The organism is Lentibacillus sp. (genome assembly GCF_035301925.1).
Lineage (GTDB): Bacteria > Bacillota > Bacilli > Bacillales > Amphibacillaceae > Lentibacillus.
This window is the reverse complement of record NZ_DATGTI010000003.1, coordinates 1-12368: the sequence shown is the minus strand read 5'-3', so window position 1 is coordinate 12368 and position 12368 is coordinate 1. Positions and strand designations below refer to the sequence as shown.

Here is a 12368-nt window from a genome sequence, read left to right as displayed (position 1 = left end):
CAATTAAAATAGAAAGATGCAGCTCCCCGCGCCCTGAAACAGTCCAGGCATCAGGGGAATCGGTTGGTTCGACACGCAGACTGACATCGGTTTCGAGCTGTTTCATCAGGCGCTCTTCAATTTGTCTGGATGTAATATGGCTGCCTTCCCGTCCAGCAAACGGGCTGTTGTTTGTCAAAAATGTCATTTGCAGTGTTGGCTCGTCAATACGGAGCCATGGCAGGCCTTCAGGATGATCCTGCGGGCAGATTGTCTCGCCGACATTAATATCGTCCATGCCTGCAATCGCCACGATATCACCAGCTTTTGCTTCCTGGATTTCCACCCGCTTCAGGCCAATAAATCCAAACAGTTTGCTGATGCGGAACGATTTTTGCGAACCGTCTTTTTTCAGAACAACAACCAGCTGCCCGACACTGATGGTTCCCCGGACAACACGTCCGATACCAATCCGTCCCACATAATCATTGTAATCCAGAAGCGTTACCTGGAACTGCAGGGGCTCATCTGACGTGTCCGCCGGTGCGGGTATATGGTCTAATATCGTCGTGAACACCGGATCCATCGTTTCCGCCTGTTCATCGGGTTCATCACCTGATGTCCCATTCAAAGCAGAGGCATAAATGACCGGAAATTCCAACTGGTCATCATCTGCCCCAAGTTCAATAAACAAATCCAATACTTCATCAATCACATCGTTCGGCCGGGCGTTCGGACGGTCGATTTTATTTAATACAACAATCGGTGTCAATTTTTGCTCAAGTGCCTTTTTCAAAACAAATCGTGTCTGTGGCATACAGCCTTCATATGCATCAACGACCAAGAGGACACCATCAACCATTTTCATAATGCGCTCCACTTCACCGCCAAAGTCGGCATGGCCTGGTGTATCAAGAATATTAATCGCTGTGTCCTTATATTTGATTGCCGTGTTTTTCGACAAAATGGTAATGCCGCGTTCACGCTCAATATCGTTCGTGTCCATGGCACGTTCATCCACTTGTTCATGTTCGCGGAAAGTCCCCGAATATTTCAGCATCTGATCAACAAGTGTCGTCTTGCCATGATCAACGTGAGCGATAATCGCAATGTTGCGGATATCGTTTCGTAATTGCATAAACGTACGCTCCTCTATTGTTACAGGATGACTCAAACCATCCTATTATATCACACAGAGAAAACTATCACAAATTTCGCCCCACCAAGTTCCGAGTCCCGCACCATAATTTTCCCGCCGGACTGTTCAATAATGGCCCGGGCGATCGCAAGGCCAAGGCCCGTTTCACCAGTCTTACCTTTTACGAATCGGTGGAATATATGTGGCATGAGGTCTTCCGATATACCTTCCCCATCATCTTCAATCATGATTGTTTGATGACTGACGGTAATCGCAACGCGCGAATGGGCATGACGGATCGCATTAAAGGTAATATTCAACAAGGCACGCAACAATTTTTCCTGATCAGCGTAAAAGACACCATTTTGATCCACGGTATGATTCAGCTCGATCCCTTTTTCACTGACCAACGGCAATGCCCGATCCAGGACCTGTTCAATCAGTTCATTTGCATCAATCTGTTCAGGCTGATATTCCGTTTGCTCGCTATCAAGTTTGGCAAGCAATATCATTTCATTAATAATTTTTTTCAGTCGGTTGACCTCTGTCACCATCATCTCAAGGCCTTTTTCCTGATCGTCCGCATCAAAAACATGATCCCGGATTCCTTCCGCATAGCCTTGTATCGTCATGAGCGGTGTTTTCAATTCGTGACTGGCGTTCTGGAAAAATGCCTGCTGCGATTTCATGTAACGATTAAGCTCTGTTGCCATATCATACACACTTTGTTCGACCTCTTTGATTTCACCTGTTGCTTTCACGCGTTCGATTTGGTCGAATTGACGTTTTTCGATTTTTTTCAGCTGTTTTTTCAATTTTGTCAGCGGCGTCACCAATTTATTGGTCAGCAGATAACTGAGTGCAACAGCTGCCATGGTTCCGATGACGAACACAAGTATCAGCCGTCTAAAAAAATTCTGCTGCACCATTTGCAAATCCGTTAATGGGGTCAGCAAAATCAGTTCCAGTCCGGTTTGCTCCGGATAAATCAGAATGCGTGATGTGACAAATTTACTGTTTCCCGCTTCCCATAAATCCTCCTGGTTGTCCGCAAAATATTGATTGGCTGAAAATCCTTCCACGTACTGCTGAGGCATGGTAGACATCAAAATCTGATTCTTACTGCGGTCATACAGGAAAAGATGCAGGTTCTGGTCGTTCAAAAAATCACTTAAATCCTGTACACTCCCCTGTGGACTGTATTGTTCATTCAGTACCTCAACAAGTAATTCGCCTTTTTGCTGCAACTCCGTTTTTTCATTGTCGATCAGCATCCCAAGTATCATGGAATAAATGACATAACCCGTTACAGCCAGAATAACCAGCAGCAGGGCAGTGAAGGCCAAATTTAACTGTGATTGCAGTTTCATCGTTATGCCTCTTCACCGCGCAGCCGATAACCATAACCCCATACCGTCTCCAATGGTATCTCGGGCAATTTTTTACGAAGCCGCTTAACCAGGTCGTCAACGGCACGATCACTGCCAAAATAATCTTCGCCCCAAATTTTGATAAGCAATTCCTCCCGTGAAAATGCCCGGTTCTTATTCCTGGCAAGGAGCAGAAGGATATCAAATTCCTTTGTCGTCATATCCTGTTCATGACCATTCCAGAAAATCCGGCGATCATTCTCGTGAATGAGCAGATTGCCTGCTTTGATTCTATCGTGTGGTGTATGATTATCCTGTGCTGATTGGCTGGTCCGCTTGAAGACACGTTTGACCCGTGCCATCAATTCCCGGGGGCTGAATGGTTTGGTCAAATAATCGTCTCCGCCCAATTCAAGCCCGAGAATTTTGTCAACTTCATCGTCTTTCGCTGAAATGATAATGATCGGAACATCGCTTTCCTGCCGAATTTTTTTGCAAAATTCATAGCCATCCATTCCGGGAAGCATAATGTCAAGTATCCACATGTCCGGCGGCTGGGTTTCCCAGAGTTCCCAGGCCTTCTCAGCGGATTCCATAACAGTTACATGAAAACCTTCTTTTTTTAAATACGCCGAAACAATACTTTGAATATTTGCATCGTCTTCCACAACACCAATATGATGATTCATAGACAGGTTCCTCCAAAATTCAGTTTGTTATGATTGTCTTTTTTAAAAAATGGGAATATCATTCTTAGTGGGTGTTCAAAAAGAAGTTCCCCTAATCGACGTGTCATTTTTATCAGACTTTTTGAACAACCGCCATTAAGATGTCATTTACACACTTTTGCCATAATCATACCAAAATACTACCAAACGTTATGGCTATAATGAAATCTGTAATCATCATAACGTAAAGAGGTGAATTCTTCATGGATTACAATAATGATCGTCAACATGACAATGAAAATATGAATAACGATAACTGGCAATACACGGAAAATGAGACAGACCAGAATACAGAATCGGAAACTGATAGCGGTATCGCCCAAACGGCAAGGCAGCATACAAGTGTGAACAAGAACGAAAAACCAAAGCAGAAAAAATCCGGTCATTTTCTAAGCGCACTGGCCGGCGGATTTATCTCAGCCATTATCGTCATACTGTTATTTACATCAAATATTATACCAAACAATGATGGCAGCACCACTTCTGATGATGGATCAAACGATCATGATCAAGCATCGGAATCACCTGAGGTTACAGAAACCATTGCCACGGATAATGCTGATGTTGCCACAAGTATGGATGAAGCAGCTGACGCAGTTGTTGGGATTACCCGGATGCAGCAGACAAATATCTGGGAGCCCAGTCAGGAATCTGGAACAGGATCAGGGATCATTTACAAAAAAGAAGACGGCAGTGCTTATGTGGTCACCAACCATCACGTTGTCGACGGTGCTCAGGAGGTGGAAGTTGCTCTCAATAATGATGAACGGATTCAGGCAGAAGTTCTGGGCTCCGATCAGCTGAGTGACTTAGCCGTCCTGAAGGTTGATGGTTCCAAAATAGATACCGTTGCCAATTTAGGGACCTCCGATGATCTGAAAGTCGGTGAAACAGTCGTTGCGATCGGTAATCCGCTTGGGATGGAATTTGCGAACACCTTGACAAGAGGAATCGTCAGTGGTTTGGATCGTTCCGTGAATATGGATACAAACGGTGATGGCCAGCCTGATTGGGTAACGGAAGTCATCCAGACCGACGCAGCTATCAACCCGGGTAACAGCGGTGGTGCGCTTGTCAATTCTGACGGCAAAGTTATTGGCATCAACTCGATGAAAATAGCCCAGACCGCTGTAGAAGGCATTGGATTTGCCATACCGATTGACACTGCCATGCCAATCATTGAGCAGCTGGAAACAGAGGGCAGTGTCGCACGGCCATACATTGGTATCAGTACAGCTTCCATTAATCAGGTTCCGCCACAATACCGCAACCAGATTCAGCTGCCGGAAGATGTTGAAGGCGGCATGGTCATAGCACAGGTTGAAACAGGATCACCTGCAGCCAGTGCAAACTTGCAGCAATTTGATGTCATCACAAAAATCAATGGCAATGAAATCACCTCGCTGATAGATTTACGTCAATATCTGTACAATGAAGCAGAAATCGGCGAAACAGTCGAACTTGAAGTTTATCGGAACGGCGAGGCACAGACCGTATCACTGGAGCTCGTTGAACGCGAGCAAGAACAACAGTAGTCATAAACAACGCCCCCTGCAAAAAACCTGCATTTAGCTGCAGGTTTTTTTGTTGTGTTCAGCGATCGGTCGTCAGCGGTCAGGTTCTGGATACACACATATATTAAGATATCCTCCCGGCATGCAAAATATATCAATAACCGTTATACTTTAATTAACGTTTTGGAAAGGAAGTGATAGTATGCAATGTCCTTCATGTGGTCAGTACTCAGAGGAAGGCAAATTCTGCACCAATTGTGGTGCGCAGCTCATCCAGGAGCAAGAAAATGTAAAGTCAGGCGATGAAGCTTCTGCAACCGGCTATTCTGAACAGGACTATGAAACGACAAATTCGTCCAATGAACTAATGGAAAAGCTAAAAAATAGTGCTATCGATTTCGGACATTTTTTTATCACACTCGTTAAAACGCCAAGTGAAGCTAAAAAGGCAAACCGCTCAGACTCAATATCAGGCGTTGTCGCTATTATTTTATTTGCTTTATTGCTGTCGGTAAGCTATCATTTTGTACTCAATGCCATCCCGGCAGGATTTTTTAGCAATGTGTCGTTCATTGACAGCTTCATTCTGCCATTGGTCACCATTGCCCTATTGGAATTTCTGATTGCGGGGCTGACGTTTGCCGGTGCAAAATTATCTGCACAGGCAGTCACATTCCCGGGTATCATAGCCAAATATGGCGCTTATTTAATGCCATTTGGTCTCTTATATGCTGCGGGATTGATTTTGTCATTGATTGAACTGTCAGCGCTCGCTGGAATCCTTATTCTGATCAGTATTCTTGGATTGCTGCTACTGGCTCCTACCTTCATTTTACTGGAACAGAAGACAGATGGGTTTGACCGGATTTATGTATTGCTTGGGCTGTACATTATCGTCATATTAGCATTTGCCTTTTTCACACAATCGTTTCTGAGTTCAATCCTTGGGAACATGATGGATACGATGTTCCGCGGATTTTAAAAAAATCTCCTCATATGGGAGATTTTTTTAACCAAAAAAGAAATCAAATATGTTGCTGCCTGCTGAGCTTTGCTTATTATAAAATTCCGAGTATCCGCAGTTTTTGCATGAAACAACGATAAATTGGTTGTTTTGCACATCAAACATTTTGGATAGGCCTGTCCCGGTCACAGCGACTTCTTTTTGCTCAGCATCTGTACTGCCGCACTTGATGCAGCCACGCGTTTCTTTCATTTATATCATCTCCTTACGATGTTATACGTACTCGGGGTGCTAAATGTTTCAAATTCACAAAATTGGCGGCAGTACTTACTATAACTGCGTGTCCAAAAAGGAGGATAAAGTTAAACTTCATTCAATGGGCGCTTTTCCCATTAAATGTTAGTTGAACAAAATTGGACATTTAGGGACAGTTAGCCGCCTATTCCTCATATTTGTCATGATTCGGCGTGACACCTGTGAAATTTCCCTCCCGATCAGCTGCTAAAAAGCTTTCCTCATCGGTAACGCTTCCGACGTTCTCATCACTGTTCGGATACATTTCATCATAATTGTCACGGTCGCCATAAAAATCTGATGACGATTCGGACGTGCCATACCGGCTCACTTCCTGCCAGGCATCTTCCGCATCGTAACCCGTTTGCTCTTCATCTGTTCTCTCATTAGGATTGATATTCGGGCTAAAAACGCCTTCTTCCACCGGCCGATCAACTTTAGCAATATTATCTTCAGCATGTTCAAAACAACGATCTGCTGTCGGAATAGCCTCCAGCCGCTCGAATGGTATATCTTTCCCGCACTCACTGCATATACCGTACGTACCATCCGCAATCGCATGCAGCGCTGCGTTAATATCCTGCAGTTCTTTTTCCGCGTGTTCATTCAGCGCGATATCCTTCTCGCGCTCAAACATTTCTGTTCCCATATCGCCGGGGTGATTATCATAATTGGATAACTCATCCATTGATTGTTTCGTTATTTCAAGCGAGGTTCCAAAATGGTCCTGCACCTGACTGATTAATTCACTTTGCCGCTCGAGCAGTGCATGCTTGCATTGTTTAAGCTGATCATTTGTAATCATAGCTGTCAGCCTCCATTTTCTAAAATGAATCGCTAACCATACTATGTGACAATGATAATGAATGATACTTTAATTTCGCTTCCAGATCATGTCAATGTGTGGAATCCCGTCGTCAAGGTAAGGCTCGGAGTTTTGCCGGAAACCAAGTTCGGAGTAAAATTGCTTCAAATGTTCCTGGGCCTCAATTTTAATCTCCCGCTCATGCCATTGATTGGCAATATAATCAATGGCTTTTTGCATGATTTCACGTCCATAACCGTGTCCACGGAATTTTTCAGCGACCGCGACCCTGCCAATGGACGGTTCTGCAAATTTGGTATTCCTCGGCAAAATCCGTACATTTGCAGCAATGTCATGATCGATTTTTGAAAAATAATGAACAGCTTGTTGGTCATAACCATCCAGCTCGGGATATGGACAATCCTGTTCCACAACGAAAATATCCACCCGAAGCTTCATGAGTGCGTATAGGTCATCATTCGTCAGTTCATGAAATGTTTTTATGTGCCAATCCATCAATCGTCTGCTCCCTTGCCTACGTAATTTTTTGCACGTGGTACGACCATTTTATTGACAGTTTTGAGGTTCTATCAGTACGTTTGGCTCTTCTATCAGTATCTTTTACGATTTTATCAGCAACTTTTGCACTTTTATCAGTAAGTTCACAAATCAATCATCGTGGTTTCTTTTTTTAGCATCGACTTTCTCCTGGACAACAAACGCCAAGTCATCATTGCCAAACAGCTGAAGAATGTTAAGCACTGTAAGATCGGGGATATCCTCTGATTCCTGTTTGGAAACCGTCAGCTCCATTGCTTCCTTCAATGCCTGGTTGTCCCTTTGGCCGGGATATGCCCGTTCATATAATGCTACTGGGTCAATATCGTGATTGATACACCACTGGGCATAAACGAGGATCATCATTTTTTCGTCCTGCTGATAGCTTTCAATTACCTTTTGCTCGATTTCCTTTTTGCCCATTTCATTCACCCGCCTTTCGCAGCATAAAAACCCACATGAATGTCAGTGCCTGTTGAAGATCCAATGGCAGGTCTTTATAGTGGCGTTCTTTAACGTCTTGTTTATATACGCCAAATCCGTCAGCATACATAAAGTTATTTTCTGAAGCGAGCTGCTGGAATTCCCATGGCATGATCGTATGGCATATGGCTTTTTCCTCATGAAGCCTCGGGTAGCTGTTCATTCTTGGTCCTGCTGTCGGTCCAAGAATTCCGGTGAAAAGCAGACCGCCTTTTTTCAGCACCCGTCCAAGCTCCTTTAATGCCTTTTCGGGGGATTCAGTCCATTCAATGACGTTAATTGCCATGATGCTGTCTTGACTGTTATCGTCGATTGGCAGATTGATGATATCTCCCTGTAAGAAGGAAATCACTGCCTGACCCGGTTTTTCGCTTGCACGCCTGATCATTTCACCGGAAATATCCACTCCAGTCACATGAAAGCCCGATTGATGCAGCTTATAGGAGCCGTATCCGTCACCGCAGCCTACATCGAGAATGCTGCTTCCTTTGTTCAGATGGCTTTGGATGAACGGCACAATCGCTTTTCGACTCCCATTGTCCCACATATCCATGCTCCGGGCACTCCAGAATTCAGCACGATTGTCCCACTGCGATTGCGCTTCCTGATGCCAATCGAACGCATCCTGCATGAAACCCCTCCATTCCATTTTAAACGGTTCACTAATGATATCCTAAACAAAAAAGGCTTACCTCACAAATGAGATAAACCTTTTTTCATCTTAAGCAATTATAGAGCCGTTACGTTAGCAGCCTGTGGTCCGCGGTTGCCTTCGACGATTTCAAATTCAACTTTCTGATTATCTTCAAGTGTTTTGAAGCCTTCTGCATTGATTGCTGAGAAGTGAACGAATACGTCATCTCCCTCTTCGCGCTCAATGAAACCAAAGCCTTTTTCAGCGTTGAACCATTTAACTGTTCCAGTCATCATTATAAACGACCTCCTTATACAAATATGTGCAAAGCAATTGAACCATAAATACTTTTACACCACTTGTTAAAGAGATCGTAAAGTATTTCGAATATCAATTTCATTTGCTATACCCCACTATACTCCTTTCCAGACAAAAAAGCAAGTGGTTTATAAATTATTTCAAGGAAATTTGCTTCTAGTGCGTGTTCAAAAGGAGAATAATAAGGACCAAGGCGTTCGAGGCGGCGTCGTTTCAAGCAGCGGAATGCATCAGTTAGATACGTGAGAAGCGGGGAAACAAGCCAACGAGCTTCTCTTGTTTGTGGTGACTTCTGCGCCCGCCACGGGACGTGGGCGTATTTCGCAGAAGGTCCTCTGTTCGATGTGTCATTTTTACGGATTTTTTGAACAACCTCTTCTGGTAAAAAGACCGAAAACATGATAAAATGTTCTTCTGCAAGATTATAATAAGTTATCCACTGCATTTGTATCTTGCAAATATTAATTGTACCAATAATAATCAATATTGACCTATCTATGTTATTTACAAACTCCATGAACATGCACTTATAGATAACAAAAACATAAATAGCATATATACAAAAATGTATAATCCGTTGAATTTTAGTGGACAATGTTGACAAATCGTTGACAAGACTAAAACCTCTACCCAAGGAATTAACCAGGTAGAGGTTTGTTTTTTCCTTCCCTAATGGCTTCTTTTATTCCATTAAGGGTGCGATTGCTGAACTAAGCATATAAAAACCAAATTTAAATGAATCGACTTTATTGTCATTCTTCGTCAGCCCATCTGATCCCGCAATTATGGAACAGGTTTCAAATGCTTGCGTAATATTTCACGGCCACGATGAATTCTTGTTTTAACCGTGCCAATGGGAATCTGCATGATGTCACTCATCTCCCTCAGTGACAAACCCTCCATATATTTCAATACAATGGCCGAGCGATATTCTGGTGCTAACTGAAAAATTGCCTTATGTACAGTATCCTGAAATTCCAGTGCGATTACTTGATCCTCCGGTAATTTATTATTGGCAGGAATTCGGGTATACATTGTCATACCCTCTGCCCCAGTCACTTCCGCATCCAAATAATAATCCGGTTTCTTCTTTTTCAACCAATCAATTGTTAAATTTGTGGCAATGCGGAACAACCAGGAAGAAAATTTTTTATTGCTGTCATGACTCTTAATATTCTGATAAGCTCGCAAAAAAGCTTCTTGGGCAAGTTCTTCTGCTTCATGGCGGTTTCCGATCAGTCGGAAACAAATTCGGTAAACTTTATGTTGGTAGAGTTCGATTAACTCACTAAAAGCATGTTGATCTCCTTGTTTCACTTTTTCTATTATCTGCCTATTATTGTTTTCCATTTAATAACCACCATTCGCAACGGAATTGATGTATTACATTTTTAAGGGAAAAATTAACCCTCACGTATTCATAAACACCTCTTCCAATGATCGTTCCTCCACCTTCAGTTCATACAGAAGAATGCCGGATTCCATTATTTCCTTAGACAGTTTGGGAATGTCATCCTCAGAAGTAACATTCAAAAACGTATAGTCCTTTTGTGTATCTACAAATGAAACGTTCATGTCTAGAGCTTCAGAAACTTTTGAGATATTAGCTGCTGTGAGCACAGGCTTTGTTCGAATTAATAAGCCAATATCTTCTTTGGTTTCTGTCTTTAATTCACGGGGCGTTCCCATTTTTTTAATAACGCCTTCGCTTAAAATTCCTACTCTGTCACTAATTTTCTCAATTTCATCCAAATTATGGGATGTCAAGAAGATTGTCTTGCCACTTTTCTGCAGATTTGTTACCAATTTGCGGATTTCTATGGCTGATTCAGGGTCAAGGCCGGACGTTGGTTCATCAAGAATAATGATTTCCGGGTTGCCCAATAATGCCTGTGCGATACTGATTTTCTTTTTCATACCAAATGAATAAGATTTGATTTTCTTCTTTTCCGCTCCCTCTAATCCTACATCTTTCATAAGGGATATGTAATATTTTTTACTGTAATTATCACCTGCCAGGTCTCCCATATATCGTAAAAAGTCAATTCCTTTCATGTTTTCATACAGGTTTGTAATATCAGGCATTACTCCAATTCGCTTTTTTGTCTGATTAACATGATTATCCGAAATGCCCAACATTTCAAAAGAGCCACCACTCTTGTTCACAATATCTGTGAGTATATGGATTAAGGTTGATTTACCGGCTCCATTATGTCCCACAAACCCGAACACTTCACCTTGATAAATGATTAAATTGATTCCCTTTAGAACTTTTGTTGCTCCATACTTTTTCGTTAGTTGATTTACTTTAATCATTTCCATATTTTAAAAATCCTTTCTATTTATAAAAAATATGCTTAATGAAATATAACCAATACCAATGGCCAAGGGGATGAACATCATGCCAACGGAGCCATCAAAATATTTATATGGCAATAAATATTTAAATGGAATGAAATACCACTTATCTGAGAAAGCTGCTGCTAATCCGATAATTGGCAACACAATTCCTAAGAAGATTCCTAGAAACATCGTTAATTTCGTTTTTGGTATGACGGTAGAAATTAAAAGCACTAAGCTTATAATGTAAAATAAAAAGATTATGGTTTGAAAGTAGTCTTTAGGGAACCAGGAACCCGTTATCAAGGATATTATAGCGAAAGAAATAGATATAGTTACAACCCAGAATAATAGAATCCCCAAGAACTTTCCCAGCACAATTTGAAGTCTCGATGTCTTAGTCACAAGCAATCTTATGGTTTTCATCTCTATTTCCCTGTTGATCAAATCATGAGAAATGGCAAATACAAATAAGAACCCAAAGATCAACACGATGAATGCAATGGCCGCTGTATAGACTGAGCCGACTTCATTTCCGCTTTCTCCAATAAATTGATTAATCATGTCCTGATTTTCATCAAAAAATTTAGCTGACTGGTACGATACAAAAGTTATAAATAATAGAATCAAAATAGAGCGTACACTTTTAAATGCATCAATGAATTCCCGTTTTAATATATGAATCATGATAACTTGCCCCCTTCATTTATTGTTTAAATACTGGTTTTTTCAATTTCAATATCTTCTGTGCGTTTGATATACCATGTACGATAGGCATCTGCCATCAATTCTGGTACATCTTTAATCGTTGTGTGATGGACTGGTTTGGAGCGATTTACCATATTGATGGTTGACAGTCCCAATTGTTTCTGCAATCTACTGCGGGATACTTCCACTTCAATTACTTTCTTTCGTTTTGAAACAAACATTGTTGTTTGCAGACTCCCTGTTTTAAACTGTATAAAGCCGCCATTCAACATATATCTCGTGTTTATAAAATCGAGGATTCGATGTATATAGATAATTAGAAATAAAAAAACCGAAATGATCCACCATGCTTGTTTCACATCGAATACCTGGGGCCTGAAAAAGAATAGCGCAATAGTTGCAATAATCCCACTAGCGTTGCATAAAATTTTCAAGTAAAAGTCAAGCAATAAATATTGTGTCAAGATTATGAATGATGGTAATTTTCACTATTAAAAGCCATAAAAAAACCTTATAATTAGGGTATGGTAGTCCT

Annotated in this window: 16 protein-coding genes; 2 read left to right on the top strand and 14 right to left on the bottom strand. The window is 41.7% G+C overall.

All coding sequences use genetic code 11. The features are described from left to right. From VK080_RS00130 to VK080_RS00120, 3 genes are all read right to left on the bottom strand, one after another. On the bottom strand, positions 1-1117 hold a 1117-nt coding region (locus VK080_RS00130; protein ID WP_324222768.1), incomplete at its 3' end, for a GTP-binding protein. Positions 1118-1167: 50 nt separating this feature from the next. Next, entirely contained in the window at positions 1168-2487 is a 1320-nt protein-coding gene (locus VK080_RS00125) for a HAMP domain-containing sensor histidine kinase (protein ID WP_324222767.1), read from the bottom strand. 2 nt (positions 2488-2489) lie between these two features. Continuing rightward, on the bottom strand, positions 2490-3176 hold the full coding sequence (locus VK080_RS00120) for a response regulator transcription factor (protein ID WP_324222766.1): 687 nt from the start codon (positions 3174-3176) through the stop codon (positions 2490-2492). Positions 3177-3418: 242 nt separating this feature from the next. Here VK080_RS00120 and VK080_RS00115 point away from each other — a divergent pair, with 242 nt between their 5' ends. Both VK080_RS00115 and VK080_RS00110 read left to right on the top strand, forming a co-directional pair. Next, positions 3419-4750 carry a S1C family serine protease gene (locus VK080_RS00115; RefSeq protein ID WP_324222765.1) on the top strand — a complete coding sequence of 444 codons (1332 nt, stop codon included), beginning with the start codon at positions 3419-3421 and terminating at the stop codon, positions 4748-4750. A gap of 181 nt (positions 4751-4931) precedes the next feature. Then, complete coding sequence (locus VK080_RS00110) at positions 4932-5711, top strand: zinc ribbon domain-containing protein (RefSeq protein ID WP_324222764.1); 780 nt, start codon at positions 4932-4934, stop codon at positions 5709-5711. A 27-nt stretch (positions 5712-5738) separates the two neighbouring features. Here VK080_RS00110 and VK080_RS00105 read toward each other — a convergent pair whose 3' ends face one another. From VK080_RS00105 to VK080_RS00055, 11 genes are all read right to left on the bottom strand, one after another. Continuing rightward, positions 5739-5945 carry a zinc ribbon domain-containing protein gene (locus VK080_RS00105; RefSeq protein ID WP_324222763.1) on the bottom strand — a complete coding sequence of 69 codons (207 nt, stop codon included), beginning with the start codon at positions 5943-5945 and terminating at the stop codon, positions 5739-5741. A gap of 187 nt (positions 5946-6132) precedes the next feature. Beyond that, a complete protein-coding gene (locus VK080_RS00100; protein WP_324222762.1) occupies positions 6133-6792 on the bottom strand; it encodes a TraR/DksA C4-type zinc finger protein in 660 nt (219 codons plus the stop codon). A gap of 69 nt (positions 6793-6861) precedes the next feature. Beyond that, a complete protein-coding gene (locus tag VK080_RS00095; RefSeq protein ID WP_324222761.1) occupies positions 6862-7308 on the bottom strand; it encodes a GNAT family N-acetyltransferase in 447 nt (148 codons plus the stop codon). 153 nt (positions 7309-7461) lie between these two features. Next, entirely contained in the window at positions 7462-7773 is a 312-nt protein-coding gene (locus tag VK080_RS00090) for a hypothetical protein (RefSeq protein WP_324222760.1), read from the bottom strand. A gap of 1 nt (position 7774) precedes the next feature. Continuing rightward, positions 7775-8464 carry a class I SAM-dependent methyltransferase gene (locus tag VK080_RS00085; protein WP_324222759.1) on the bottom strand — a complete coding sequence of 230 codons (690 nt, stop codon included), beginning with the start codon at positions 8462-8464 and terminating at the stop codon, positions 7775-7777. Between the two features lie 98 nt (positions 8465-8562). After that, a complete protein-coding gene (locus VK080_RS00080; protein ID WP_324222770.1) occupies positions 8563-8760 on the bottom strand; it encodes a cold shock domain-containing protein in 198 nt (65 codons plus the stop codon). Between the two features lie 110 nt (positions 8761-8870). Continuing rightward, entirely contained in the window at positions 8871-9302 is a 432-nt protein-coding gene (locus VK080_RS00075; RefSeq protein WP_324222758.1) for a hypothetical protein, read from the bottom strand. A 266-nt stretch (positions 9303-9568) separates the two neighbouring features. Then, positions 9569-10135, bottom strand: a complete 567-nt coding sequence (sigW, locus tag VK080_RS00070) for an RNA polymerase sigma factor SigW (protein WP_068441706.1) — start codon at positions 10133-10135, stop codon at positions 9569-9571. Between the two features lie 60 nt (positions 10136-10195). Beyond that, on the bottom strand, positions 10196-11107 hold the full coding sequence (locus tag VK080_RS00065; RefSeq protein ID WP_324222757.1) for an ABC transporter ATP-binding protein: 912 nt from the start codon (positions 11105-11107) through the stop codon (positions 10196-10198). A gap of 3 nt (positions 11108-11110) precedes the next feature. Continuing rightward, positions 11111-11812, bottom strand: a complete 702-nt coding sequence (locus VK080_RS00060) for an ABC transporter permease (RefSeq protein ID WP_068441701.1) — start codon at positions 11810-11812, stop codon at positions 11111-11113. Between the two features lie 26 nt (positions 11813-11838). Beyond that, on the bottom strand, positions 11839-12105 hold the full coding sequence (locus VK080_RS00055; RefSeq protein ID WP_324222769.1) for a PH domain-containing protein: 267 nt from the start codon (positions 12103-12105) through the stop codon (positions 11839-11841). Positions 12106-12368: the final 263 nt, after the last annotated feature.